The 25,799-nt window shown below is 65.6% G+C and carries 24 protein-coding genes and 1 tRNA gene; 10 read left to right on the top strand and 15 right to left on the bottom strand.

Going from position 1 to position 25,799, the window contains the following annotated elements; all coding sequences use genetic code 11:
• Nucleotides 1–28: 28 nt before the first annotated feature.
• Complete coding sequence (locus AC4FIJ_RS03195) at nucleotides 29–1,246, top strand: mechanosensitive ion channel family protein (RefSeq protein WP_490335265.1); 1,218 nt, start codon at nucleotides 29–31, stop codon at nucleotides 1,244–1,246.
• Between the two features lie 37 nt (nucleotides 1,247–1,283).
• On the opposite strand, the gene AC4FIJ_RS03190 is transcribed toward AC4FIJ_RS03195, so the two are convergent.
• From AC4FIJ_RS03190 to AC4FIJ_RS03180, 3 genes are all read right to left on the bottom strand, one after another.
• On the bottom strand, nucleotides 1,284–2,657 hold the full coding sequence (locus AC4FIJ_RS03190; RefSeq protein ID WP_490335264.1) for an amidohydrolase family protein: 1,374 nt from the start codon (nucleotides 2,655–2,657) through the stop codon (nucleotides 1,284–1,286).
• Nucleotides 2,654–3,994, bottom strand: a complete 1,341-nt coding sequence (locus AC4FIJ_RS03185) for an amidohydrolase (protein WP_490335293.1) — start codon at nucleotides 3,992–3,994, stop codon at nucleotides 2,654–2,656. The genes AC4FIJ_RS03190 and AC4FIJ_RS03185 overlap by 4 nt, the downstream gene beginning before the upstream one ends.
• A 172-nt stretch (nucleotides 3,995–4,166) precedes the next feature.
• Nucleotides 4,167–6,377: a spermidine synthase gene (locus tag AC4FIJ_RS03180; protein WP_490335263.1), complete on the bottom strand. Its 2,211-nt coding sequence runs from the start codon at nucleotides 6,375–6,377 to the stop codon at nucleotides 4,167–4,169.
• Between the two features lie 191 nt (nucleotides 6,378–6,568).
• Here AC4FIJ_RS03180 and AC4FIJ_RS03175 point away from each other — a divergent pair, with 191 nt between their 5' ends.
• The gene (locus AC4FIJ_RS03175) at nucleotides 6,569–7,516 is read left to right on the top strand and encodes a complex I NDUFA9 subunit family protein (RefSeq protein WP_490335262.1); all 948 of its coding nucleotides are present in this window, start codon (nucleotides 6,569–6,571) and stop codon (nucleotides 7,514–7,516) included.
• 18 nt (nucleotides 7,517–7,534) lie between these two features.
• On the opposite strand, the gene AC4FIJ_RS03170 is transcribed toward AC4FIJ_RS03175, so the two are convergent.
• The gene (locus tag AC4FIJ_RS03170) at nucleotides 7,535–8,206 is read right to left on the bottom strand and encodes a glutathione S-transferase family protein (RefSeq protein WP_490335261.1); all 672 of its coding nucleotides are present in this window, start codon (nucleotides 8,204–8,206) and stop codon (nucleotides 7,535–7,537) included.
• Nucleotides 8,207–8,449: 243 nt separating this feature from the next.
• Between AC4FIJ_RS03170 and AC4FIJ_RS03165 the strand changes: the two genes are divergently transcribed.
• The 3 genes from AC4FIJ_RS03165 to dcd all read left to right on the top strand — a co-directional run bounded on the left by AC4FIJ_RS03165 (nucleotide 8,450) and on the right by dcd (nucleotide 10,313).
• On the top strand, nucleotides 8,450–8,932 hold the full coding sequence (locus AC4FIJ_RS03165) for a UPF0262 family protein (RefSeq protein ID WP_490335260.1): 483 nt from the start codon (nucleotides 8,450–8,452) through the stop codon (nucleotides 8,930–8,932).
• Nucleotides 8,933–8,943: 11 nt separating this feature from the next.
• Nucleotides 8,944–9,666, top strand: a complete 723-nt coding sequence (locus AC4FIJ_RS03160) for a glycoside hydrolase family 25 protein (RefSeq protein WP_490335259.1) — start codon at nucleotides 8,944–8,946, stop codon at nucleotides 9,664–9,666.
• Nucleotides 9,667–9,758: 92 nt separating this feature from the next.
• Nucleotides 9,759–10,313: a dCTP deaminase gene (gene dcd / locus AC4FIJ_RS03155; RefSeq protein WP_490335258.1), complete on the top strand. Its 555-nt coding sequence runs from the start codon at nucleotides 9,759–9,761 to the stop codon at nucleotides 10,311–10,313.
• Here dcd and yghU read toward each other — a convergent pair whose 3' ends face one another.
• Nucleotides 10,314–11,147 carry a glutathione-dependent disulfide-bond oxidoreductase gene (gene yghU, locus AC4FIJ_RS03150; RefSeq protein WP_490335257.1) on the bottom strand — a complete coding sequence of 278 codons (834 nt, stop codon included), beginning with the start codon at nucleotides 11,145–11,147 and terminating at the stop codon, nucleotides 10,314–10,316.
• A 90-nt stretch (nucleotides 11,148–11,237) separates the two neighbouring features.
• Between yghU and AC4FIJ_RS03145 the strand changes: the two genes are divergently transcribed.
• The 3 genes from AC4FIJ_RS03145 to AC4FIJ_RS03135 all read left to right on the top strand — a co-directional run bounded on the left by AC4FIJ_RS03145 (nucleotide 11,238) and on the right by AC4FIJ_RS03135 (nucleotide 14,084).
• Nucleotides 11,238–12,125, top strand: a complete 888-nt coding sequence (locus AC4FIJ_RS03145) for an XdhC family protein (RefSeq protein WP_490335256.1) — start codon at nucleotides 11,238–11,240, stop codon at nucleotides 12,123–12,125.
• Nucleotides 12,122–12,703: a nucleotidyltransferase family protein gene (locus AC4FIJ_RS03140; protein WP_490335255.1), complete on the top strand. Its 582-nt coding sequence runs from the start codon at nucleotides 12,122–12,124 to the stop codon at nucleotides 12,701–12,703. Before AC4FIJ_RS03145 ends, AC4FIJ_RS03140 begins: the two co-directional genes overlap by 4 nt.
• 64 nt (nucleotides 12,704–12,767) lie before the next feature.
• Nucleotides 12,768–14,084: an alkaline phosphatase PhoX gene (locus AC4FIJ_RS03135; RefSeq protein WP_490335254.1), complete on the top strand. Its 1,317-nt coding sequence runs from the start codon at nucleotides 12,768–12,770 to the stop codon at nucleotides 14,082–14,084.
• A 99-nt stretch (nucleotides 14,085–14,183) separates the two neighbouring features.
• Here the strand turns inward: AC4FIJ_RS03135 and AC4FIJ_RS03130 are convergent, their stop codons facing one another.
• Nucleotides 14,184–15,812, bottom strand: coding sequence for a sulfotransferase domain-containing protein (locus AC4FIJ_RS03130; protein ID WP_490335253.1), 1,629 nt, complete (start codon nucleotides 15,810–15,812; stop codon nucleotides 14,184–14,186).
• Between the two features lie 428 nt (nucleotides 15,813–16,240).
• Nucleotides 16,241–16,315 (bottom strand) — tRNA-Gly (locus AC4FIJ_RS03125).
• Nucleotides 16,316–16,593: 278 nt separating this feature from the next.
• Here AC4FIJ_RS03125 and AC4FIJ_RS03120 point away from each other — a divergent pair.
• Nucleotides 16,594–17,505 carry a tetratricopeptide repeat protein gene (locus AC4FIJ_RS03120; protein ID WP_490335292.1) on the top strand — a complete coding sequence of 304 codons (912 nt, stop codon included), beginning with the start codon at nucleotides 16,594–16,596 and terminating at the stop codon, nucleotides 17,503–17,505.
• A gap of 14 nt (nucleotides 17,506–17,519) precedes the next feature.
• Complete coding sequence (locus AC4FIJ_RS03115; protein ID WP_490335252.1) at nucleotides 17,520–18,143, top strand: LON peptidase substrate-binding domain-containing protein; 624 nt, start codon at nucleotides 17,520–17,522, stop codon at nucleotides 18,141–18,143.
• Nucleotides 18,144–18,151: 8 nt separating this feature from the next.
• Here the strand turns inward: AC4FIJ_RS03115 and AC4FIJ_RS03110 are convergent, their stop codons facing one another.
• From AC4FIJ_RS03110 to eda, 8 genes are all read right to left on the bottom strand, one after another.
• The gene (locus tag AC4FIJ_RS03110) at nucleotides 18,152–18,775 is read right to left on the bottom strand and encodes a MarC family protein (RefSeq protein WP_490335251.1); all 624 of its coding nucleotides are present in this window, start codon (nucleotides 18,773–18,775) and stop codon (nucleotides 18,152–18,154) included.
• A 1-nt stretch (nucleotide 18,776) separates the two neighbouring features.
• Entirely contained in the window at nucleotides 18,777–19,505 is a 729-nt protein-coding gene (locus tag AC4FIJ_RS03105) for a hypothetical protein (protein WP_490335250.1), read from the bottom strand.
• Complete coding sequence (folD, locus tag AC4FIJ_RS03100; protein ID WP_490335249.1) at nucleotides 19,498–20,370, bottom strand: bifunctional methylenetetrahydrofolate dehydrogenase/methenyltetrahydrofolate cyclohydrolase FolD; 873 nt, start codon at nucleotides 20,368–20,370, stop codon at nucleotides 19,498–19,500. Before folD ends, AC4FIJ_RS03105 begins: the two co-directional genes overlap by 8 nt.
• A gap of 1 nt (nucleotide 20,371) precedes the next feature.
• Nucleotides 20,372–20,677, bottom strand: coding sequence for a YggT family protein (locus AC4FIJ_RS03095; protein ID WP_490335291.1), 306 nt, complete (start codon nucleotides 20,675–20,677; stop codon nucleotides 20,372–20,374).
• Between the two features lie 133 nt (nucleotides 20,678–20,810).
• Nucleotides 20,811–21,347 carry a hypothetical protein gene (locus AC4FIJ_RS03090; protein ID WP_490335248.1) on the bottom strand — a complete coding sequence of 179 codons (537 nt, stop codon included), beginning with the start codon at nucleotides 21,345–21,347 and terminating at the stop codon, nucleotides 20,811–20,813.
• Complete coding sequence (argB, locus tag AC4FIJ_RS03085) at nucleotides 21,347–22,255, bottom strand: acetylglutamate kinase (RefSeq protein WP_490335247.1); 909 nt, start codon at nucleotides 22,253–22,255, stop codon at nucleotides 21,347–21,349. Before argB ends, AC4FIJ_RS03090 begins: the two co-directional genes overlap by 1 nt.
• A 78-nt stretch (nucleotides 22,256–22,333) precedes the next feature.
• A complete protein-coding gene (locus AC4FIJ_RS03080) occupies nucleotides 22,334–25,123 on the bottom strand; it encodes a phosphoenolpyruvate carboxylase (RefSeq protein ID WP_490335246.1) in 2,790 nt (929 codons plus the stop codon).
• A 42-nt stretch (nucleotides 25,124–25,165) separates the two neighbouring features.
• Nucleotides 25,166–25,798, bottom strand: coding sequence for a bifunctional 4-hydroxy-2-oxoglutarate aldolase/2-dehydro-3-deoxy-phosphogluconate aldolase (gene eda, locus AC4FIJ_RS03075; protein ID WP_490335245.1), 633 nt, complete (start codon nucleotides 25,796–25,798; stop codon nucleotides 25,166–25,168).
• Nucleotide 25,799: the final 1 nt, after the last annotated feature.

The raw sequence follows: 25,799 nt of genomic DNA, 5'->3' as shown, positions 1-25,799 counted from the left end.
GCGGGTGTTTCGGGCATCCGCCCCCGACATGTCCGAACTTACCACGCTTTTCTACGAACAGCCGCTCTGGGCGCAGTCGGCGATAGGCCTCGCCCTGCTGGCGTTGACGGCGGTCATCGTCAATTTCCTGATCAAGCGCGTTCTGCTGCGCCTTGCCGCGCCGTTCCTCGACCGGCGGACCAAGACAGCGGACAGGGCGGCGGCGCGGCTGGCGAATGTCGTTCCGGCGCTGATCATTGGGAATGGCATCAATCTCGTGCCGAACCTGCCGCCCAAGGTCATTGTCGTCGTCCACAATGTCTGCAACGCGCTGATCGTCGTGTTCATCGCCTTCGCCATCAGCGGGGCGTTGTCCTATGTAAACGAGCTTTACGCGCGCCGGCCCGAGGCGAAGAACAGGCCGATCAAGGGCTATGTGCAGGTCGTAAAGATCGCGGTCTATTCCGGGGCGGTGATCCTCGCGATCGCGACGCTGATGGACCGCTCGCCCCTCTTGTTGCTGTCGGGGCTGGGGGCAATGGCGGCGGTGCTGCTGCTGGTGTTCAAGGACACGATCCTGTCGCTGGTCGCATCGGTCCAGATCGCGTCGAACGACATGCTGCGCGTGGGCGACTGGATAGAGATGCCGTCGATGAACGCCGATGGCGACGTGATCGACATCGCGCTGCACACGGTCAAGGTGCAGAACTTCGACAAGACGATCACGACGATCCCGACCTACAAGATCATCACTGAAAGCTATCGCAACTGGCGCGGGATGAAGGAGGCGGGCGGGCGCCGGATCAAGCGTGCGATCCATATCGACCAGAGCGCGATCCGCTTCATGTCGGACGAGGAAAGCCGGGACATTCGCCGGTTTCGCATCCTGGACGAATATATTCAGGGCAAGCAGGCCGAATTGGCGCAATGGAACGCGAAGAATGCAGGGGACAGCCCCGTCAACGCCCGCCGTTTGACCAATATGGGCACGTTCCGGGCCTATGTCGGCGCCTATCTGGAGCGGCATCCGCGCGTGCGCGACGACATGACGGTGATGGTCCGCCAGCTACCGCCCGAGCCGGAGGGGCTGCCGCTGGAAATCTATTGCTTTACCGATACGACCGTGTGGGGCGAGTACGAGACGATCCAGTCGGACATCTTCGATCATCTGATCGCCATCCTGCCCGAATTCGGGTTGCAGCTTTACCAGCACCCCAGCGGCATGGACATGCGCACCGGGCTGGCGGGGGCGGGCGGCAAGGCGTGACCGGCGCGGTGACATTCCGCGCCGGTCGGCATCTCATCTACCAGTCATAGGCCTTGGGCAGGTCGCTGCGATCGAGGTCGCGGTAGCGATTGCGCAATGCGCTCTGGTGGTTGTCGAGCGGCTGTTCCACCCCGTCGATCCACACGCGCTGCGGCGCGGAGGAGATCTCCAGCGGGTCGCCGTCCCAGATGACCACGTCGCCATGCGCACCCGGAGCGAGCACGCCCGCTTCCCCTTCCATGCCCGCGATCCTGGCCGGGACCGAAGTGATGGCGGCAAAAGCCTCGCCCCATGTCAGGCCGGTTGCGCCGGGGACCTTCTGCAGACCCACCAGATTGCCCGCGAATTGCGGAGCGAAGCGCGGCTGGAAATCGTCGGTGAAGGGGCCGATGGCGACCGTCACGCCCGCGTCCTTCATCCGGCCGATATTGCTTTGTGTCGCCGCCAGTTCCTCGAACGCCACAGGCAGGTCATCCAGCGCGAAGGCGACCACGGGTACGCCCGCCGCCGCGATGTCGCGGGCGACCAGCCAGCCTTCGTGGACGCCGACCAGCACGAGGTCGAGCTGCGGAAACTCCTGCTTGAGCGCCAGCACCGAGCGGATGTCGGCAGCGCGATCGACCTGCACGTAAAGCGGCTGAGTTCCGTTCGCCACCGGCACCAGCGCGGCGGCGTCGAAGCGGGTCAGCAGCACGTCCTCGCCGCGCTCGGTCTCGTTATCCACCATGCGCGGGTCGATCGGCAGATCGTCGCCGGTGCGCACCGCACCCGGACGCGAGGCGCTGCCCGCGATGCCCGAACGGTTGCCATAGTCGCGCGCCTCGCGCAGCGCGTTGCGCAGCAGCGCATGCGCCGCCGTGCGGCTGCCGCCCGCAAGCCGCGCGCCGGTTTCGTCCAGATTGATGAACTGAAACGCGCGCGCCCTGGTCACGGCATTGGCATCGGCACCCAGATCGATGATCGCGCCCTGGCCTGAGAAGATCGAGCTGCCCGGCTGGCCGATCACGGTGGCCCGCGTGACCCCGCCCATCCGGCTGACGAGAATGTGCTGCGAGGCCGGATTGATCGCGACCGACATGTCGAGCGATGCCGAGAAGGGCGAAGCCTCCGCCTCGCGGTCGTCGCTTTCGTTGACTGCGCCGACATCCCACAGGCCCAGATCGGTGACGGCGGAGAACAGGCCGGGCGTGACCCATTTACCGGTACCGTCGATGACCGGGACCCCGGCGGGCACGGCCACGCCGCTGCCTGCGGCCACCACCCTTCCGCCGCGCACGACGACGGTGGCATTCTCGATCGGTTCGCTGCCGTCGCCGGTGGCCACGGTCGCGCCGGTGATCGCCAGATCCTGCGCAAGGGCGGGCGAAACGAGAGCGATGGAAAGCGCGATTGCGCTGGCTATGGCCTTCATTTCACGTCTCCCGCGCCGGGCTGGCCGAGTTCGAAATCGCTGACGGGCCGGCGTTTCGGATCGTTCGCGTCGAACATCAGCGCGCCGTCGATCCACACCTTCTCGGGCCGCGAATAGACCGAGAGGGGGTTGCCGTTCCAAAGCACCACGTCTGCCGCCTTGCCCGTTTCCAGGCTGCCCGTCTCGTCCGCGATGCCCATGGCCTTGGCGGCGTTATAGGTGAACCAGCCGATGACCTTGCCATCGGGAATGTCGATCCCGATCCGCTTGCCCGCGGCCTGCGCCTTGGCAGCCTCTTGATTCAGGCGCTGGATGCCGTCCTGATCGTCGGAGTGGATGACGACGCAGGCGCCCGCATTCTCGATCAGAGCGGCGTTTTCGAGGATGCCGTCATAGGCCTCCATCTTGAAGCCCCACCAGTCGGCCCACACCGCCGAGCAGATGTCGTTCTCGCGCAGCAGGTCCGCGATCTTGTAGCTTTCGACGGCATGATGGAAGGTGGACACGGTGTAGCCGAATTCCTTGGCCATATCGATCACCAGCGCCATCTCGTCCGCGCGGTAGCAATGGTTGTGCACCTGGATCTCGCCGTCGAGCACGGCCTTCAGCGTGTCCTTGGCCAGATTGCGGTCGGTGCCGTCATAATCCTGCGCGTCGATCCACGTCTGCCGGTTTACCGCGAAATTGCCCATGCGGGTCGAGGGTGCCTGTCCCTTGCCGCCATAGACGCGCTTGGGGTTTTCGCCGCAGGCCATCTTCAGCCCCTGCGGCGCGCCGGGGAACTTCATGCCCTGCACGGTCAGCGCGGGCACGTTCTTCAGCGTGACCGAACGGCCGCCCATAAGGTTCGCCGAACCCGGCAGGATCTGCAGCGCGGTCACCCCGCCATTGGCCAGCGCACGCGAGAAACCGGGATCCTGCGGCCAGACCGAATGTTCGGCCCAGACCTCGGGCGTGGTGGGGGAGGTCGCCTCGTTCCCGTCGCTATGCGCGCCGACATCGGGCGAGGGATAATCGCCGAGGTGCGAGTGGATGTCGATCACGCCGGGGGTGACGAACTTGCCGGTGCCGTCGATCCGGTCATAGCCTGCCGGAACGCCCAGCGACGCGTCGCCGACAGCGGTGATGCGCCCGTTTTCAAACAGCACGGTCGCGTTCTGCATCTGGCCGCCGCGTCCGTCGAACAATGTCGCGCCAACCAGAGCGGTCGGCCGGCCGGGATAGGGCGCATAGGTGGAGGGATAGGGCGAAGCCGAACGGGCGGCCGAGGACGATGCCGATTGCGGGCCGGTCTGGTCGGCGGCGCAGGCGGACAGGGCCATGGCGGCGCAGGCCATCAATGCGGCGCGAGTGACGAAACGGGTGGAAGGCAAGTGCAACCTCTCTTTCCGGAAGGGTTGAGCGAAAGATCATGCAGCGGGCGCAGCAGCCCCGCCGTTACCCCTTTGCAGGCGCGAGATGGTAACGGTTGAACCTATCTCTCGCACGGGTGGTGCGGGTCAAGGGGCTTCACCAACGGATCAGGGGAAGGATCGAGGCATTGTCGTCGGTCCACGCCTGATCGCTGGGCGGCGGCAGGGCCGACCATTCGGGTCCGCTGGCGTCGATCAGACGGTTATAGGCATCGCGGTCGCGGGTCAGCGCGATCCACAGCGACGGGGTAAGGCCCGTGGCCAGATCGTCGGTATCCATGCGCATCGCGCCGTGCCAGCGGCCCTTTCTCGACAGCGCGGCCACCATCGGGGCCAGATCGAGATAGCGGTTCGACACATGCACCATCAGCATGCCGTCATCGGCCAGCGCGTCGCCATAGATGTCGAAAGCTTCCTGCGTCATCAGGTGCACGGGGATCGCATCGGAGGAGAACGCGTCGATGGCCAGCAGGTCGAAGCTGTCCCTTTGCTGCCTGTCCAGTGCGATGCGCGCATCGCCCACCACGATCCGCGCATCGGGGGTGCAATCGGATACGAAGGTGAACTCGCCCGCGCGCGAGAAGGCGACGACCTGCCGGTCGATTTCGAAAAACGTCCAGTCCTGCCGGGGCTTGCGATAGCAGGCCAGCGTCCCGACGCCGAGCCCGACGACGCCGACCCGCGCATCGCGGGGCGCGTTTTCGAGTGCGATGCCAACGCCCGATGTGGCGCCGTAATAGCTGGTCGGATCGTTTTTGCGCGCGGGATCGGTGAACTGCTGCCCGTGCAGCGTGGTCCCGTGCGTCAGGTAGCGTAGCGTGCCGTCGGACGAATTCTCGATATGATAGGACCCGAAATAGCTGCGTGCCCGCTGGCCGTCGATGCTGGACTGGATGGTCGACCAGCCGAGATGACCCAGCATCAGCATGACCAGCACCGCGACATAGAGCCACCGAAGCGACCCGCAGACGATGCCGATGCAGGCGATCAGACCGATGAAGCCTGCGACGCGCGCATTCAGGCCATAAACGGCGGCGCGCGAAAGTTCGTAGGAAAGCCATGCAGTCAGGGCCAGCGCCGCGACCGCGAACAGGGCGGCGGGCCAGCCGCCGCGCCTGAGGAAGGGCGTGATGAAGGGAAGCTCTATCGGGCGCACCAGCATGGCGGCGGCGATCAGCAGGATCGCATGTTCGTAGATCCAGTCGAACACCACCGGCGCGACCAGGCCGCTGAAGATCCCGCCCAGCGCGCCGCCCGACGCGGTCAGCAGGTAAAACAAAGTTAGATGGCGCGGATCGGGGCGCAGGTCGAACAGACGCTTGTGCAGCGCGACCGCGACCAGGAACAGCAGCGCCGCCATGGCCAGCGCGATCTCCATGCTGGCCTGTCCCGCGGGCGACAGCGCCAGCGCGCCCACGAATAGCAGGGTGACGGGCGCGATGCCGGACAGATGCGCGGCGAAATGCCCCTCTTCGCTGAAGGCCACCGAATAGCTGAGCAGGTAGAGGCCAAGCGGAATAACCCACAGCATCGGAGCGGCCATGATGTCGGTGGTCAGCAGCGTGGTCGTCGACAGCATCAGCCCCGACGGCACCGCCGCCAGCGCGATCCACAGCGCCATCAGGCGCGGCGTGACCGCAGGCGCCTCGCGCTCCGCTTCGTCGGGCGAGACATATTCGCCGATCTCTCCCACCGCCTGCCAGCGCGACCAGCCTGCGAAAGCCGCCATGGCAATCAGCGCGACGAAGCCTGCGCTCCACAGATAGCTTTGCGTGTGCAGCGGCATGGTCGGCTCGAAGATCAGCGGATAGGCGATCAGCCCGCCGAAACTGCCCAGGTTGGACGCGCCGTAGAGCACATAGGGATCGCCCGATTCGGGAGAGGCGGCGAACCAGCGCTGCATCAGCGAGGCCTGCGACGAGAGCATCAGGAACACCGGCCCGATCGACAGCAGGAACAGCGCGGGCACCCACAAAGCTTCCCAGCCGGGCGCGGCGGGCGGCAATTCGGCCAGCGCGATGGGCAGCGTCAGCGCGGCGGCGGCCAGCAGCGCGAGGTGGAGGACGACCTGCCGCCGCATAGGCTGATGCGCGATGGCGTGGCTGTAGAGATAGCCGCCCAGCAGCAGCAGCTGGAACACCAGCATGGCGCTGTTCCAGACATTGGGCGCGCCGCCCACCACCGGCAGGGCAAAGCGCGCGATCATCGGCTGGATCAGGAACAGCAGGAAGCTGCCTGTCAGAATCGTGACGACGAACAGGCCCTGCCGCGGGGGGATCGCACGCGCGGCTGAAGTCAGGGCTGTCATCGGATCGCGGCCTTCATCACCGCCATCCATAGGCGATTGGCGCGCCCGTGCAATCTGTGGGCCGCGACTTGGGCGGGGAAATCGGACACCCCAAGGCGCGTTTCGGCAGTTGCAGTATGGGGCGCGCTTGGCCTAAGGCGCGGCTTGGTGATGACAGGCGGCACATCGGCCGCGCAGGTAAAGGGCACGACATGTCGGGTTTGAAGGGCAGGCTGGTTACGCTGATCGGCGGCAGTGGCTTTTTCGGGACCCATGTGGCGCAGGCCCTGCTGGAACGGGGCGCGCGGCTGCGCGTCGCGGCGCGCAATCCCAAGGAGGCGTTCTCGCTCCGCCCGCTTGCCAATCTCGGCCAGATCCAGTTCGCGCGCTGCGACATCACGAATGAGGCATCGCTGAACGCGGTGATCGACGGGGCGGATGCGGTGGTGAACCTTGTCGGCGCGTTTTCGGGCAATCTCGATGCGATCATGGGCCGGGGTGCGGGCCATGTCGCGCGGATCGCGGCGGAAAAGGGCTGCACCGCGATGGTCCATGTCTCGGCCATCGGCGCCGATGAGTCCTCGGACATCCCCTATCAGAAATACAAAGGCGTGGGTGAGCGCGAGGTGCTGGAGGCATTTCCCGGCGCGACCATCCTGCGCCCCTCGATCCTGTTCGGATCGGACGACAATTTCCTCAACATGTTCGGCGGGCTGATCTCGGCATTGCCCGTGCTGCCGGTGTTTGCGCCCGATGCGAAGCTGCAGCCCCTGTTCGTCGACGACGCGGCAGAGGCGGTCGTGGCGGCGCTGGAAGATCCGGCGAAGCATGGCGGCAAGACCTATGAGATCGCCGGTCCCGAAGTGGTGACGATGCTGGAGATCAATGAACGCATCGCGGCAGCGCAGAACCGCAATCGCCATTTCATCGCGCTGCCCGACATGGTCGGATCGGCGATGGCCGCGGTGTCGGGCTTTCTGCCGGGCGCGCCGATCAATTCCGATCAATATGCGATGCTGGCGCAGGGCAATGTGGCCAGCGGCGACATACCGGGTCTGTCGCGCCTTGGCGTTCAGCCCCGTCCGATGAGCCTGTTTCTCGACCGCTGGATGGTGCGTTATCGCAAGCATGGCCGTTTCACCGACGACCGCACTGCGTAAAGGCGCAGTCGCGGGGCGTCAGGCGTTGACGTCGGCGTAGTGACGCGGCGGCAGCGCGCCTTCGACCCTGTCAGATAGCAGCGGCTGGAAGCTGGGGCGGCTCTTCAGCACCGAATACCAGCCGCGCGTCGATTCGTGACCGCGCCAGTCGATCCCGCCCAGATAATCGACGACCGAGATCTGCGCCGCCGCCGTCAGGTCCGCAAGGCTCATCGTCGCGCCCGCCAGCCATCGGCGGTGGTCGATCAGGTAGTCGCAATAATCGAGATGCTGGTCCGCTAGCCGCATCGCATCGCGCAGCGCGCGCGAATCGGGCGCCTGACGCAGCACGACGCGCTTGGCATAGCGTTCGGTCAGCAGCGGGGCGGTGACGTCGCCCCAGAAATTCTCATCGAACAGGGCGACCAGCCGCCGGATCTCCGCCCGGTTCGCCGCCGGGCCGTTGATCATCGGGTTCTTTTCGACCGTCTCTTCCAGATATTCGGCGATGGCGCGGCTGTCCGCCAGCACCAGATCCTTGTCCTCGTGCCGCATCGCCGGGGTGCGGCCCGCCGGGTTGATCAGGTAATATTCGTCGCGCAGCGCCCAGGGGTTTTCCGGTTCGAGCGTGTAGGGCACGCCCTTCTCGCTCAGCAGCAGGCGAAGCTTGCGGCTGAACGGACATAAAGCGAAATGATGGAGCCGCCACATGGCCTTTGGAAATCGTCCCTCGTCTGCCGTCCCCGCGGGCCTTTGTCCTGACCCCGATCCCGCGCGAATCCAGCCCATGCGATAAACGCGGGAGCAGGGTGTCCGTCAACAAGTCTTACCAATAATAGTGCGCCTGTTCATAAGCTGTTGCGGGCAATCGGTGCGGCATGGGCGATATCTGCGGGGCAGTTCTCGGCATTCGCGCTTGTGCGCCAAGCCGCCATTTGCGATGGCACCGCACTTATGTCGGACCCGCGCATCATCGATATCACTCTGGACGAGGCCACGATCACGTGGCGCAATCCCGATATCGAGCAGGAGCGCCGCGTCGCGATCTTCGACCTGATCGAGGAAAACAGCTTCAAGCCGCTGCGTTCGTGGGAAGCGGGGCACAAGGGCCCCTATCGGCTGGCGCTGTCGGTGGTGGACGGGCGGCTGTCGATCTCGATCCGCAGCGAGGACGACGAGCCGCTTGAGATGCTGCTGCTGGGGCTGGCGCGGTTTCGCCGTCCGATCCGCGAATATTTCGCGATCTGCGACAGCTATTACCAGGCGATCCGCAAGGCCACCGCGTCCGAGATCGAGACGATCGACATGGCGCGGCGCGGCATCCACAACCGCGCGACCGAATTGCTGATGGAGCGGCTGGAAGGCAAGATCGAGACCGATTTCGCCACCGCGCGCCGCCTGTTCACGCTGATCTGCGTCCTTCATATTCGCGGGTGACGGCAGGCGGCATGAAAGGGCGGGGCCGCGCGTTGCGCGCGATCGGGATATTGCTGGCGGCGGGCCTGTTGTCGGGTGCCTGCGCGGCGTGGTGGCATGCCGCGCATTGGGAGCCTTCGGCGCAGTCCTATCCCGTACAGGGCGCATGGATCGACTCGCGCCACACTGCGCGCGACGTTTTGACGCTGGCCGAGGGCGGCGAAGGCGGCAAGCCGCTGGTGCGTTTCGTCTATGCGACGGCCAGCATCGGCGCATCGGCACGCAACGACCGCTTTGCCGAGGAGCGGGAGCGGGCGGGCCGGTCGGGTATTCCATTCGGCGCGGTTCACCAGTTCGACCCCTGCGCGCCGGCGGATCGGCAATCGGCGAATTTCGTCACCCTGGTCCCGCGCGATGCCGATATGCTGCCGCCCGCCGTCCGGCTCGACGCGCTGGGCAGCGATTGCATGCGGCCCGTTCGCGCGGCGGAGGTGGAGAGCGAACTCGTCACCTTCCTCAACCAGATCGAGGCGCATGGCGGCCGCCGCGCAGTGCTGGCGCCGACCGCGCAGTTCGAGGCGGCCTATGGCTTTGGCGCAAGGTCTCAGCGGGCGCTGTGGCTGGCGCAAGACCGCGAGGAACCCGCCTATGCGGGCGGCGACTGGACGATCTGGACCGCGAACACTGCCTATAGCCTGCCCGATCTGGACGAACCCGTCGGCTGGCTGGTGATGCGCGGCGAAACGGGCGGCTGATACCGGTTCTTGCACAGGAAGCGCAGCCGCAGGGCTTGCCCCCGTGCCCGGCGATTGGGCAGACGGCAGGCTGGGCAATTATCGGAGCGACAATGGCGATTCTCTCGGACCGGTGGATCCGCGAACAGGCACAGGCGACGGGCATGATCGAGCCGTTCGTCGAGGCGCAGCGGCGCGACGGCTGTATCTCGTACGGCCTGTCGTCCTATGGCTATGACGCGCGCGTGGCGGACGAGTTCAAGATCTTCACCAATGTCGACAGCGCGGTGGTCGATCCCAAGGATTTCGCGGCCAACAGCTTTGTGGACCGCAAGACCGACGTCTGCGTGATCCCGCCCAACAGCTTTGCGCTGGCCCGCACGGTCGAATATTTCCGCGTGCCGCGCGACGTGCTGGTGATCTGCCTTGGCAAGAGCACCTATGCGCGCTGCGGCATCATCGTGAACGTCACCCCGCTTGAGCCGGGCTGGGAAGGGCATGTCACGCTGGAGTTTTCGAACACCACGCCGCTGCCCGCCAAGATCTATGCGAACGAGGGCGCGTGCCAGTTCCTGTTCCTGAAGGGGAACGAGCCGTGCGAGGTCAGCTATGCCGACCGCACGGGCAAATATATGGGGCAGCGCGGCGTCACGCTGCCCCGGCTTTGATCAGTCCAGATCGGCGGCCGAGTGGCGCTCGGCAATGGCGCCATCGACCCGTTCGGGTGAGGCATTGACCCGCAGCCCGCGCCGGACCGCGGGGCGGGCGTCGATCGCCTTGGCCCAGCGCTGCACATTGGCATAGCTGTCGACCTGAAGGAATTCCGCCGCGTCATAGAGGCGGCCCAGCGCCAGCTGTCCGTGCCATGCGAAGATCGCCATGTCCGCAATGGAGTAATCGCCCGCCATGAACTCGCGATCCGCCAGATGCTGGTCCAGAACGTCGAGCTGCCGCTTCACCTCCATCGTGTATCGGTCGATCGGGTAACGGTATTTCTCGGGCGCATAGGCATAGAAATGGCCGAACCCGCCGCCCAGCAGCGGCGCAGTGCCCATCTGCCACATCAGCCATGACTGGGTTTCGGCGCGCTGTGGGCCGCCCGATGGCAGGAATGCGCCGAATTTCTCCGCCAGATGGAGCAGGATCGCGCCCGATTCGAATACGCGAAACGGCGTGTCGCCGCTGCGGTCGACAAGCGCGGGGATCTTGGAATTGGGATTGATCTCGACAAAGCCGCTGGTGAACTGGTCCAGATCCATGATGTCGATCTTCCACGCGTCATATTCCGCGCCCTTATGGCCCGCCGCCAGCAGTTCCTCGAACATGATGGTCGCCTTCTGGCCATTGGGCGTGCCCAGCGAATAGAGCTGGAACGGATGGTCACCGACGGGGAGGTCCCGGTCCTCGCGCGCGCCGGCGGTGGGGCGGTTGATCGAGGCGAACTTTCCGCCGTTCTCGCCATCCTGTGTCCAGACCTTGGGCGGAGTGTAGACGTCGTTCATGCATGGGCTCCTGCGGCTTTTTCGAATTCTGCTGACCGATGCGCCGAATGGGTTGAGACGGCGACCGGCCGACGCGATATGGGGTGGATGATGAATGACGCAATCGCCGCTGCCCGTATCCATAGCGACAATGCGGCGCTGAGGCGCGCGGCGGCGGGCGATGCGGCGCTATGCACGATCACCGATATCGACGGCAGTTTCTCGCGGCGGCTCGGCGCGCAGCTGGCGGTCGGACCCGACGGGCGGATCGTGGGCAGCATGGCCGATGGCTGTCTGGAATCGGCGCTGGCGCATCAGGCGGGCGAGGCGGCGGCGGAGGGCAGGCCGCGCTTCCTGCATTTCGGCGGCGCGGGCGATCCGATGGACCTGCGCCTGCCATGCGGTTCGCGGCTTGCGGTCACGGTCGATCCCGCGCCCGACCGGGCGGCCTTGGCGCAAGCGGTGTCCGCGCTGGACGCAAGGCGGCAGGCAGAGCTTTCCGTGCCGCTGGCTGGCGGAGAGCTGCTGCGGCGGTCCTATCGCCCGGAATTGCGCATCGTCGCCATCGGGACAGGGCCCGAACTGGCGGCGTTCGAACGGCTGGCGCTGGCCTATGGCGCGGCGGTCGACGCGCTGCGCCCGTTCGGCGAGGGGGCGGGGTGCGGGATGCGGCAGGCGGGTGGGGGCCTGTCTCTCGGCACGGCGCCCGATCTTGCGCTCGATCCATGGAGCGCGGTGGTCGTGCTGTTCCACGATCACGAATGGGAACGCTCGATCATTCCGTGGGCGGTCGATAGCGATGCCTTTTACATCGGCGCGCAGGGCGGCGCACCGGCGCGCGAGGCGCGGCAGGCGCAGCTTTCGGATCTGGGGCTGGCCGATAAGGCACGCGGGCGGCTGCACGGGCCCGTCGGGCTGATCGAAAAGGCGCGCGATCCCGCCGTGCTGGCCCTGTCGGTTCTGGCCGAGATCGTTGCGGGCTATGAGGCGGCGGCGTGATCGAACCCGCCCGCGTCTATGCCGTGACGCTGGCAGCGGGCCTTGCCCGGCGGTTTGGCGCGGACAAGCTGGCTGCGCCCTGCGGCGATGGAACCGTCCTCGACGCAGCGCTTGCTCCGCTTGAGCCGTTCGAATGGCTGGGGAGGGGGCTGGTCGCGGGCGAAAATCGCTCCATGCCCGGACTGACCGTCATCGCCAATCACGCGCCCGAACGCGGCATGGGACATTCGCTTTCGCTCGCGGCCGGGGCGGCGGACAAGGCGAGGGCGGATTATCTGCTGGTGATGCTGGGAGACATGCCGCGCATATCGCCCGCCACCATCACGCGGCTGCTGAATGCCTGTCCCGACCGAACTGATGGCTTGGCCGCCTGCCAGCCGGTGAACGCCGCACCCGGTCCGCCTGCGCTGTTCGGCAGGGGCTGGTTCGGCCGCCTGCAATCGGCCGATGGCGACAGGGGCGCGCGCGGCTGGCTGCGCGATCCGGCTAATGGCGCGGCTCTCGTCCGCTTGCCCGCCGAAGAGGCGCTCGATATCGACACGCCGGCTGACCTTGAGGCGATGCGCGGCCTTGCCTGATCGCTGCCGTTAAGGCTGCAGACTGTCATTCACCGGTAAGAAAAGCGAAATAGCGGACGACACCATGACACAACTCGACAGACGCCGTTTCCTTGCGGCCTCCAGCGCCTTTGCCGGTCTTGCCGCCAGCGGCTGCACCCCGGCCACCACCCAGACGGGCCCGGCAGCGCCGCGCGCGCTCGTCTACGGACAGCTGGCGAAGGATCCGCAGGGCGTGCTCGACCTGCCGCAGGGCTTTTCCTACCGCGTCGTGTCGCGGCTGGGCGATGCGATGGACGATGGCGGCACCGTGCCCGACCGCGCGGACGGCATGGGCTGTTTCCAGCTATCTGACGGGCGCATCGCGCTGGTCCGCAATCACGAGTTGAAGCCGAACCATGACGCGGGCGGCGCGCTGCCAGGCGGGTTTGCGCGCGGCAAGGATGGCAAGGTGCTGCCCGGCGGCACCACCACGCTGGTGCTGAACCCCGATACGCTGGCGGTGGAGAAGCAATATCGCTCGCTGGCGGGCACGATCCGCAATTGCGCGGGCGGCACGACGCCGTGGGGCAGCTGGCTGACATGCGAGGAAGCGAAGCTGGACGATGTGACCGAGCCGGGGCACGGCTGGGTGTTCGAAGTGCCCGCGGCGCATCAGGGGCTGGTCGATCCGGTCCCGCTGAAGGCGATGGGCCGGTTCAATCACGAGGCGGCGGTGATCGATCCGGTCAGCGGCCATGCCTATCTGACCGAGGACCAGGACGACGGCCTGATCTATCGCTTCGTCCCCAACGAACCCGGCAATCTGGCGGCGGGCGGCAGGCTTCAGGCGCTGACCGGCATTGCCGACACGCGCAACTGGCGCGGTGAGATCACCATGCAGGTGGGCCAGCCGATCCCGGTCGGCTGGGTCGATCTGGACGATGTCGAGGCGCCCAAGGACGATTTGCGGCTGCGCGGTGCGGCCAAGGGCGCGGCGCTGTTCGCGCGCGGCGAAGGCATTCACATGGGGCCCGACAATAACGGTCGCAGCGAGGCCTTTTTCTGCTGCACCAGCGGCGGCGCGGCGGGTTACGGGCAAGTGTTTCGCCTGATCCCCGGCCCCGATGGCGACATGCTGGAGCTGTTCTACGAATCGACCGACCGGCGCGATTTCTTTTACGGCGACAATCTGACCGTGGCGGACAACGGCCATCTGATCGTGTGCGAGGACAGCTATGACGATGTGGTCGACAACCATATCCGCGGCATCACGCCCGAAGGTGCCGCCTATCCGATCGCGCGGCTGACGATGCAGACGGAGCTTGCGGGCGCCTGTTTCTCACCCGACGGAAGGACGCTGTTCGTCAATGCCTATAGCCCGGCGATGACCTTCGCGATCACGGGGCCCTGGCTGGCCTGATTGCTCGTTTGGTGACGGAAAAGACGTGCGGGCCTGTCGCCGATGCGCGGCGGGCTTTGTTCGCGCATGCTAGGGGAAAGGAGCCTTCGACAGCGCTTGTCACCCAAGCTTCGGCCCGTCCGGTCCAACCTCTACCCAGCCTGGCTCGTAGGGATGCATTCCTTCGGAGACCCTTCGCTCTACCTCATCGATGGCGTCGTTGACATCAGGGAACGGCACGCCCTGCAGTTGCCAGATTGCGAAGCGCCACCAGGCGCATAAAAGGAGGCGTTCCCGCGTTTGCTCGTCGTGGCGGTATCCGATGACCCGTGCCGGCACGCCACCGACGATCGCATAAGATGGCACGTCCTTTGTCACAACGGCACCTGCGGCGATCACCGCGCCATGGCCGACATCGACCCCGGCGACGATCGTCGCGCCATGTCCGATCCATACGTCGTGGCCGATTTTCGTCACTCGAGTCACCAGCTCTCGCGCAAGGTCGCCATGCGCCCTGTCAGGCTTGGCCGCCATGTAATCCGCACGATGCGCGAAGCCGTCACCGACGTTGAACTTGAAGCCTCCTTGAAATTGGAAGGGGCTGGTGGACATCCAGTTCAAGGGGTGATCGGATTGCCCTATGTTCGCACCGCGAGCTATTGAGCAATAACGGCCTATCCGGGTGCTGTAGACATGGCCATCGACGCCATAGGAGAATGCGCCGAGCTCACAGTTGCGATGCATGATGAGGCCCGATGGTCGGGCGGGGGGTTCGAACCGGAACTGCTCATCGATCCGGTTGGTGGTGGCGAGTGACGCGTCCAGCCCGGCCTGACGGAAAGCGCGATTGCGTGCGACCGCAGGATCCGTTTTGCCCTTGGGCTGTGCATGCTGCGTGTTCGGCAGCGTAGGGCGCACGACTCTCGCGTCGTCACACCACTTTTGCAGCCGCGCGGTCTCCTCGTGCCACTTGGCAAGCGTTCGTCCGAGGAACTCTTCGGTTTGCGCAATGTCGTCCTTGTAGGTATCGAGAAGAAATCGGATGTCGGCGGGTCCGAGCAGCTGGGGGTGTTGACCTACGCGCATCCCGTCTAGCCTCAACTCGGTCACGGCAATTTGATTGGCGGCATTGCGCATGCCCTTTGGCCTGACGGAAGTATCGATTTTCAAAAACCGACACGTTTCGACGAATCCTCGCTCCGGCTGGGCTACGATGTCATCCTCGTACACCAGTACCTTGATGCGTTCCGGATCTATTGCCCGGCGCCAGGCAGCGAGGTGCGCGCCATAGTGCCCCATGTCGAGAATGCCGTTCATACCCACGCTGTCGATTAGCGTTTCATGGGGTGCAACGCGGCCGAGTGATGAATGATGTCCAAATGCGGAGATCGCGCGCCAGACGGGGTGGCGAAGGGAAACGATCACATCGACGCTGTCACCAAGTACGTTGACGACAGAGCCGGGGATGTCGGCATTGTAGCCGTGAGGGGGCTGTTTGGTCGAACGCTTTGGATCCGTCGTCCAGAAATATCCGGGTGTGTTTTCTCCGACACGGTCGAAACGCTCAGCCCCCTCGAAGTTTCGCGCGTATTCGGCCACCTTGGAAGGATCGGTGCAGTTCGGTCGATTGAAGAATCGTAGCTCTGCCTTCGCCGGCATGAAGACCTGGGGATGTTGTTTCAGGGTGTCGTAAATCCAGGTCGAGCCTGCCTTTTGTGCCCCGATCACCAAAAAGTCTGGAAGTGTCATCTGCGGAGGCTTGCGGTTCGTTGCCCCCCAAAGTCAAGTTCGCTGCAGGCGGTTCTATCCTCTTCGCTCCATGCCCTGGCGCACAGCATGTCATGCCGAATACGCTGGGAGCCATGCCTGCGCTATCATTGAGGGATGAACGCGATGACGGTCTGCCAAGGCTTCTGACTGTGGCGAGGCTTCACTCGATCCCGCTGCCCCACGGCCACCGCTTATCGATCCTGATGTGCGCAGGCGGGCGCAAAGCCGAAGGCCAGTGCATTCATGTCGGGATGCGCGATGATAAGGCTTCTGATCGCCTGTCCCAGCGAAGTCTCATCGATGACAAGATCAATAGCCGCGCTGTTTGGCCCAGCCGTCTGCCGTGGTCGATATGCCTAATGCAAGGCGAATCTGCGATGGTTACGTTCTGCCTTGAATGAGGCAGATGGAGCGGGCGAAGGGATTCGAACCCTCGACCCCAACCTTGGCAAGGTTGTGCTCTACCCCTGAGCTACGCCCGCTCTGAACGCCTGCAATCGGTGGGTGGAAGGCCCTTCCGATCAGGGTGAGGCGCGCCGTTAGCATGGGGTATGGGGGGCCGCAACCGGAAAATTCGCATATTGCGGATTTCGGCAAAGATTATCGGGCACGGCGCCGCCCTGCCGGGGGCGGGCATATCGCGAACCCTTGGAAAAACGCGCGAACCGTCCCACATTACCCTCACCGCAATCAAGAGCGCGGGGCGGACGGACGCCCGGCGGATGACAGATATTTTTCAGGAGAATCACCTTTGGCGAGCATGGGTCTGAACCTCGACGAGCAAAAGGCCGTGGAGCGTTTCCGCGAGCAGGTCGTCGAGCCCTCGATGAAGAGCCTCGTGATCCTCGACTTCTGGGCGGAGTGGTGCGGGCCGTGCAAGGCGCTGACCCCCACGCTTGAGAAGGTGGCCGCTGATTATGCCGACAAGGGCGTGGTGCTGGCCAAGGTCAATGTGGACGAGGAAAAGTTCATCGCCGCCCAGTTCCAGGTGCGCTCCATCCCCACAGTCTATGCGATGTTCCAGGGGCAGCCGGTCGCCGATCTGACCAGTGCGCGCAGCGAAGGACAGCTCAAGCAGGCGCTGGACCAGATCCTCAGCCAGCTTCCCGTGCAGCCGCAGGCCGCCGACGGCGAAGAGGACAAGCAGGACATCGCCCCGCTGATCGCCATGGGCGAGGAAGTGCTGGCGAGTGGTGACGGGGAGCGTGCGATGGGGATCTTTGCCCAGATCGTGCAGATGGATCCCGACAATGCGGCGGCCAATGCCGGCCTGCTGCAGGCGATGGTCGCGACTGGCCATGTGGCCGAGGCGGAAGCGGCACTGGCCGAAATGCCGCCCGAACTGGCAGGCGATCCCGCCATCGAAAGCGCCAAGGCCGCGATCGAGCTGGCGAAGAACCGGCCCGACGATGCCGCTCTGGACGCGCTGCGCAAGGCCGCGGCGGAACGCCCCGCCGACATGGACGCCCAGTTCGAATTCGCGCAGGCGGCGTTTGCGGCCGGTTCGCGCGACGATGCCGCCGATACGCTGCTCAAGATGATCGAGAGCGATCCCGCATGGAACGAGGGCGCGGCCAAGGCCAAGCTGCTGCAGATGTTCGAGGCGGTCGGGCTGGACGATCCATGGGTCGCCTCCACCCGCCGCCGTCTGTCGCTGCTGCTGTTCGGATGATCGGCGGACAGGACATGGGATCAGGCCTCGAAACCACGCGAATCTCGATCTTCCCGCTTTCAGGCGCTATCCTGTTTCCGGGCCTGCAATTGCCGCTGCATGTGTTCGAGCCGCGCTACCGCGCGTTGATCGAGGATTCGCTGGCGCGCGACCGCATGATCGGCATGATCCAGCCGCAGCGCCCCGCGGAAGGCGCGCCGCTGTTCGACGTCGGCTGCCTTGGCCGCATTGGCGAGGTCGAGGCGCTGGAGGACGGGCGGTTCAACGTGGTGCTCGACGGGGTCAGCCGTTTTCGCGTGATCCGCGAGATGGAGGTGGACACGCCGTTCAGGCAGGTCCGCGCCGAGTTGCTTGCGGATAATGACGAGGTTGCCCTGCTTCCCGTCGAAAGGGCCGCGTTCGAGGAAGAGGCCAAGACCTTCGCCGATGCTCAGGGCTATTCCGTGGACTGGGAGCAGGTCTCACGCCTTGACGACATGTCGCTGATCAACGGGGTGGCGCAGGTCGCGCCCTTCGACGCGGCGGCCAAGCAGGCCTTGCTGGAAACCGGCACGCTGGGCGAGCGCTGCAACTTGCTCGTACAACTGATGCAGTTTTTCGGTCGTCATGGCGACGACGATTCGGTGACGCTGCAATAGGCGCCTGACTAGACGCCGAGGCTTCCCTCAATCCCGTTGATCACGAACTGCGCCGCCAGCGCAGCCAGCAAGACGCCGAGCAGGCGGGTAATGACCGCCTCGAACTGTTGACCCAGCAGCTTCATCAGCGGAGCGGAGGCCAGCAACGCGCCCAGGGTCAGCAACATCACGGTGGCTAGCGCGCCCAGGATCACAAACGTCTGTTCGATCCCCTCGGCCCGCGCCATCAGCAGCATGATCGAGGCGATCGCGCCGGGGCCCGCCAGCATCGGCATCGCCATCGGGAAGACGGACACATCCTCGATCTCGGGCGTGGCCTTGACCATGTCGGCGCGTTCATGGCGCCGCTCGGTCCGCTTTTCGAACACCATTTCCAGCGCGATCAGGAAAAGCATGATGCCGCCCGCGATGCGAAACGCGTCGAGTTCGATGTGAAGCGCATTCAGCAATTGCTCGCCGAACATGGCGAACACCAGCAATATGGCGCTGGCGATGACGGTGGCACGGATCGCCTGCGCACGGCGTTCGGACGCGGGCATCTCGCTGGTGAGGCCGTAATAGATCGGCGCGCATCCGGGCGGATCGATAACGACGAACAGCGTCGCGAAGGCAGAGGCGAAAAGTTCGAACATGTCAGGCCGCGCAGCTTTCCCCGCCCGCTGCGGCGATATTGCGGGTGAAGACGGGATCGCCCCAATCGCCGTCCTGTTTCATGCGGATATTGATAGTGCGGGCGCAATCGTCCGCGACCAGCACGTCCCAGCGCAAGGTGCCGTCGCGGCTGACGCCATAGGGCGCGTCGGAATGGGCGGGGGGCTGCATGGCGCGCGGCTTTTCGCGGCCTTCGCACGGTGCCACATGGGTGGCGATGATGTCGGGCGCCGCGATGGGTTCGGCCGCATCGTCGCCCTGGTCCATCACCCAGCGATAGCTGCCGTCGTCCTGCCGGACCCACGCGGTGGTGAACCAGCCGGTCGTGTTATCGGGCTGCTGCCACGCGCCATAGCTGACCGAGAGCGAACCGTCGCAGCTCGACCAGATTTCATGCGGTTGCCAGCGGACGGACTCCGGCGGATCGGTCCGGCCCTTCAGCCATTGCTGCGCATTGACGACCTGCGGGACGAACATGATCGCGTCATCCGCGGCATATTCGCGAAACGCGCTCCATTGCCCTTTTTCGCGCGCGCGCTGGGCGAACGCGATCTCGGCGGCCACGATCTGGCCGGGCTGCGCGATCGGCTGCAGCGAACGGCCATAGCCGGGATAACCCGGCCTTCCGCCGCCCGAGCCGCTGCACGCGGGCAGCATCAGCGCGGCCGCCATCATCAGCCCGCCGCGCAGCCATGTCCGCACTTCAGCCAATTGTCTCGCGCCTTTCGGCCGCTGCCAGCGTGTTGTGCAGCAGGCAGGCGATGGTCATCGGCCCAACTCCGCCGGGGACGGGCGTCACGGCGGATGCCGTTTCCATCGCCTCGGCAAAATCGACGTCGCCGACCAGCTTCGTCTTGCCTTCCTCTGCCGCGGCGACGCGGTTGATGCCGACGTCGATCACGGTTGCGCCGGGCTTCAGCCAGTCGCCCTTGACCATTTCCGGGCGGCCCACGGCGGCGACCACGATATCGGCGCCGCGCACCACCGACGGCAGGTCCTCCGTCCGGCTGTGCGCGATGGTCACGGTGCAGCTTTCGCGCAGCAGCAGCATCGCCATCGGCTTGCCGACGATGTTGGAGCGGCCAATGATCACCGCGCTCTTGCCCGACAGATCGCCCAGCCGGTCCCTCAGCAGCATCAGGCAGCCCAGCGGCGTGCAGGGTACGAACCCGTCCTGCCCCGTCGCCAACCGGCCCGCGCTGCCGATGGTGAAGCCGTCGACATCCTTGTCGGGGTCGATCGCTTCGATCACCTTCATTTCATCGATGTGTTTCGGCAGCGGCAATTGCACAAGGATGCCGTCGACCGCCGGATCGGCGTTGAGCTGTTCGATCAGCGCCAGCAACGCGGCCTCTGCCGTGTCGGCAGGCAGGCGGTGTTCGAAACTTTCCATCCCCGCGGCGACGCAGGCCTTGTGCTTGGACCGCACATAGACCGCGCTGGCCGGGTCTTCGCCCACCAGCACCACGGCAAGCCCGGGCGCGCGGCCGGACTTGGCGCGGAAGGCGGCAACGCCCTCGGCCACTTCGCCGCGCAGACGGGCGGCGAATGCCTTTCCGTCGATGATGTCGGCCATATTAGTATACCACCGCCGAACGATAGACCGCGTTCAGGATCATGATCAGCACGTTGAGCCCGACGATCAGCACCAGCGGCGAGAAATCGATCGCACCCGTATTGGGCATAATCTTGCGGATCGGCTTGAGCATCGGTTCCAGCAAGGCGTTCAGCGCGGTGTAAATGGCCGAGACGAACTGGTTGTGCATGTTGACCACGTTGAACGCGATCAGCAGCGACAGCACGAACTGGACGATGACCAGCACGACGATGATATCGACCAGATAGCTGAGGATCTGGATCAGGAGGGCCAGGAAAACGGTAATGGCTTTTGGTCCTTGGGCCGGGAAATTTGAGGGAATGCCTCGTCTAGCCGAGAGGGGCGAGCGAGGGCAAGCGGCGCGGCATATCGGCTGGGGGCGGCGGACGGGAAAGGGTGAGTTGGCAGGGAAGCGCTGCTCAGCCTTCCCAGTTGACGCTTTCGATCCGCCAGCTCAGCTCGTCCGGGCTGGCGCCGGGGACGTCATTGGCGCGGCGCAGCGTCATCTCGCCCTTCAGCTCGACCTCGGTCTCGTCGATCGAGGTGCCGACGAGCGCGATGGGGACGGTGTAATAGAGCGACCCCGCCGCGCCTTCCATCTGTCCGTCCTGCAGAGTCACGCGGATATGATCCATATTGGCCCAGCGCGGCGCGGTGCCGCCGGTGCGCACTTCCTTGCGCCATGCGCGGCGCGCGGCATCGGTGTCGCCTGCCTCGACCGCGCCTTTCCAGAAGGAGAGCAGCGATTGCGGATTCTTCTGGTCCGGGCCGGGCAGGATCATCGTGAACTCGGGCTGCGGCGGCGGCGGGGGCAAGTCGACGGGCTGCGGCTCGGCCACCGGCTCCGCCTGCTCCGCCATGTCATCCTTGGGCGCAGGTTCATCCGTCTCGCCGCAGCCCGCAAGCAACAGGGCCGGGGCGAGGAGGGGGAATGGAAGGGCGATCCATGCCTTCATCAGCGGCTCCGCACGATGGTGCCAGCGCCGCGTTCGGTAAAGATCTCGATCAGCATGGCGTGCGGCACGCGGCCGTCGAGGACCACCGCGGCTTCGCAGCCTGCCTCCACCGCCTGCACGCAGGTTTCCAGCTTTGGGATCATGCCGCCGGTGATGGTGCCGTCCTCGACCAGCTTTTCGACGTCGTCGGGGAACAGGTCGGTCAGCAGGCCCCCCTGCTTGTCGAGCACCCCCGGCACGTCGGTCAGCAGCAGCAGGCGCGCCGCGCCCATCGCCGCGGCCACCGCGCCCGCCATGGTGTCGGCGTTGATGTTATAGGTCTGGCCGTCCCTGTCCGCCCCGATGGGCGCGATTACGGGGATCAGGCCCGATGCGACCGAAGTCTCGATAATGCGGGTGTCGACATGCTCGGGCTCTCCCACAAAGCCTAGGTCCACCGCTTCCTCGATGGCGCTGCCTTCGATCTTGCGGGTGCGTTCGACCTTGCGGGCGGTGACCATGTTGCCGTCCTTGCCCGAAATGCCGACGGCGCGCCCGCCCGCCTTGTTGACCCAGCCGACCAGCTCCTTGTTGATCGCGCCCGACAGGACCATTTCGGCAATCTCGGCGGTCTGCTTGTCGGTGACGCGCAGCCCGTCGACAAAGCTCGATTCGACGCCCAGCTTTTTCAGCATGGCGCCGATCTGCGGGCCGCCGCCGTGGACGACCACCACGTTGATGCCCACCGCGCCCAGCAGCACGACATCCTCGGCGAATTCGCGCGCAGCTTCCGGGTCGCCCATGGCATGGCCGCCATATTTGATCACGAAGGTGCGACCGGCATATCGCTTCATGAACGGCAATGCCGTCACGAGGGTCTTTGCCTTGGCGAGAAGCGCCTTGTCGTCGGGGTTCAGCGGGTCGACCATAATGCGCGGGCCTTTGCACGGGCGGGCACGGGATTCAATCGTTTCCCTCGATTGCGTCCCGTGCATTACGCCCGTTCGTCAGCCATGCGCCCCGAACTCGTTGGCGATGGCGGTGGAGATGCGCAGCACCAGCGCATAGGCCTGTTCGATGGGTTCGATGTAATCGCGCCGGATCGACTCGTATCCCCGGTCGCCGCCGTCGGGATAATCGCTGGGCTCGTCGATGGCATAATCGTCGATGCTGGGGAAATTGGTCGGGAATGCCCGCCTCAGCTGTGCCAGCGCATCGTCGATCCGCAGGGTGAAGACCATCTCCATCACATCCTCGCGGCTGATGTCGTTCGAACGCGAGAAGACGGGGACCTGCACGATCCGCAGGAACATATGCTGCAGCAGCGCAAGGCGAAGCGCCTGTAGCATGCCGATCGAGCGGCGCTTTTCCTCGCGGTCGGGGATCGGCATGCCCCATCCATCCCGCCCGCCCGGAATGGCATCGAGCAGGCGGTGCAGGTGCAGCGCATCGACGCGCAGGCGGCTGGCGAGCCGGCGGAACACGCCCGCGCGGTCGTCCTTGGTCAGATATTCGGCCAAAGTCAGGCAGGCGTCGGTCAGATGTTCCTCGGTCCCGCGATAGGGGCGGCTGGCCCAATAGGCCGAATTGAACAGCTCGCCATAGGCGGCCACCGTCTTGATGCTCGCCAGCGCGTCGGCGCTGCGCAGCAGGCGGAGCATCTGCTTGCCGCGCTCGCTTTCGACGAGGAGGTTGGCGATTTCCTCGCGGTTTGTGTCGGCCGCGGTGCCGAACCCCGCGATCACGTTAACCGGATAGCCCAGCTGCTGCAGCACCGCATTGTGCGGGATCGCGCGGATCTGGCGCAGGCTCATCTTGCGGTCGGCATTGAGGTCCGACTGGCGGCGCGAGCGGCGGCTGCCGGTGTCGTTCAGCAGGCCGAGGCCGAATGCAGTGATCGCGCGGCTATAGGTGTCGGACACCAGATGCATGTGCTGCACCCGCCGGATTGCACGATAGAAGTCGAGGCTGAGGTCGGTGCGACGATAGAACATGTCGGTCGGCGCATCGGGGTCGGCCTCGCGCGGAGGGTTTTTCGCGATATTACCCAGCGTCGCCAGCGCGAGTTCGGGCGTGCCGAACCACAGATAGCCGTCGCCGCCCTGGAAGCTGACTTCGGGCTCCAGCCGGATATTGCGCCGCGCGAACCGGCGGCGCGCCCAAGGCGACAGCGGCCATTCGAGGCGATCCTTCATCGACACGGGGTGCGCGCCGCGGCCCATGCTTTCGCCATGGGTGTTGAAGATCAGGGCAGCGACATCGGTCAGCTCGTTCGCCTCCATCGCTTCGGCCAGCCGTCCTTGCAGCCGTTCGATGGCAAGCGCAGCCGGGATCTGCCCGACGAAACGGCCCGCATCGGAAAAACCCGTCTGGATCGCGATGCGCCCGCGCTTCTTCGCATAGTCGCGGAAGGTATCCTCGGCCAGCAAAGCGTCGAGGAAACGGCCGCCATGCTCCAGCGCGGTCTCCGTCTCGAACAGGGGGGACACGTCGATCTTGTCCTCGACCCCGAACAACCTGGCGAAATACAGCGCGGCCAGCACCGTCTGCGGCTGTTCGCATTCGGCGATCAGCATGCGGATCGGCGCATCCGCGTCGATGTGGCGCAGGATCTGCTGCATCGCGAGGAACTGGCGGATCGCGGTGCTGCTCTCGATCGCGAGCGCGGCGAAATTGCTGTCGAGCGGCTCAATGGCCTCAAGCCCCGAACGGATCGCGTTGAGCGCGGCCTGGCTGGCGATGTCGAGCTTCGATTCCGGATCGACCCGGCGGCGGATCGCGTTCTGCAACTGGCTGGAATTGACGCGGAAATGCACCCAGCCCATGCCCAGCCCGTCGGCGCGCATGGCGGCGGCGGCGGTCAGCAGTTCGATGGCGGTGTCGTCGTCGCTTTCCGCCTTGGCGCGCTTTTCCAGTTCGGCGATGATCGGCGCCAGGCTGGTCAGCTTGTCGGTATCGTTCGCCGTCAGCGAATTGGCCGCATGCGACAGGGCGGCCGGGTCCGACATGTCCTTGCCGAACAGCGCGGCCATGCGGCCCGCGAATTCGCCTGCATTGACCAGCTTTGCCGAAAGATCGGGCGCGATCCCGGCCAGCGAGGCGGCATAGCTGGCGAGGCGTTCCGATTTTTCGGCGAGCCGGTAACGGATCGAGGTGTTCCAGCCGATATCGGTGCGCCCGTCCATGTCATAGCCGACCCAGGTGGCAAAGCGCACCGGCGTCGGGCGCAGGCCCTTCCAGTCGTTCGCCCATTTGTCGCGGGCGGATTGATAGATCGTGCGCACCGCCCGGTCGCGTGCCGCCTGCGCGCGGCTGATCGCCTCCATCGCGGCGTCATGTTCGGAATCCAGCGTGATCTGCGTCCGCTCATGCGGGGCGACGCAGGCGCTGTCGCTGTCGACGTCGCCGCTGCTGGCCGATTTAGCCACCGCCTTCGTCTGCGCCGGGGTCAGCAGGAAGGTCGGATGCGCGGTGAAGACCACATGCATCATCGGTTCGGCCCAGCGGGCGGCAAAGCTATCCAGATCGTCCTCATCACGCATCGCGAAGGGCGCGAGATTGTCCTCGGCAGTAAGCGGCGACAGCATGCGGTCGAGCTTTTGCGCCCGCGCCTTGAGCCCTTCGCACTCCAGCGCGCTGACCAAACCGTCGATGTCCTTCAGCGATTTGCGCCCCGCCTCCAGATCGCGCGAAAGCTCAAGCCCCAGCTGGAAGACGGGGTTGTAGATCGGCGTTTCGCGCGTGTGGCGATGCAGTTCCTGAAGCCTCTCGTTCAGCTGTTCGATCTGCGGCGTCATGGCGTTCTCCGGATCAGGGGGTTGGGTCAGGTTCGTTCGGGGTCAGCGTGGCAGCGCGGCAGCTTCCTTTGCGAGCGCTTCGATCCGCGCCTTGTCGACCGGACCGTCCGCGGGCATCGCGTCGCCGGGCGCCACCCAGCTGCCGCCGACGCACAGGATCGAGGGATGGGCGAGATATTCAGGCGCGTTCGTCACCGACACCCCGCCCGTCGGGCAGAAGCGCGCTTCGTGGAATGGCGCGGCCAGTGCCTTCAGCGCGGGCAGCCCGCCATTGGCTTCAGCGGGGAAGAACTTGAAATGCGACAGGCCCGTGTCCATGCCGCGCATGATATCCGCACTGGTCGCGATGCCCGGCAGGAAGGCGACGTCATTGGCGATCGCGGCCTTGCCGAGGCTTTCGGTCAACCCCGGCGAGACGACGAATTGCGCGCCCGCCTCGACCACGGCGTCCAGCTGCTTCGGGTTCAGAACCGTGCCCGCGCCGACGATCGCGCCTGGCACCTTGGCCATCGCGCGGATCGCGTCCAGCGCGCAAGGCGTGCGCAGGGTCACTTCCAGACAGGGCAGGCCGCCTGCCACCAGCGCCTCGGCCAGCGGGACGGCCTGTTCGATTTCCTGCACCACCAGCACGGGGATGACGGGGGCAGCTTCCATGAACTCGCGGATATTCGCCATG

The organism is Croceicoccus sp. (assembly GCF_983967925.1).
The sequence above is the reverse complement of the archived record's forward strand: the minus strand, read 5'-3'. Positions and strand labels throughout refer to the sequence as shown.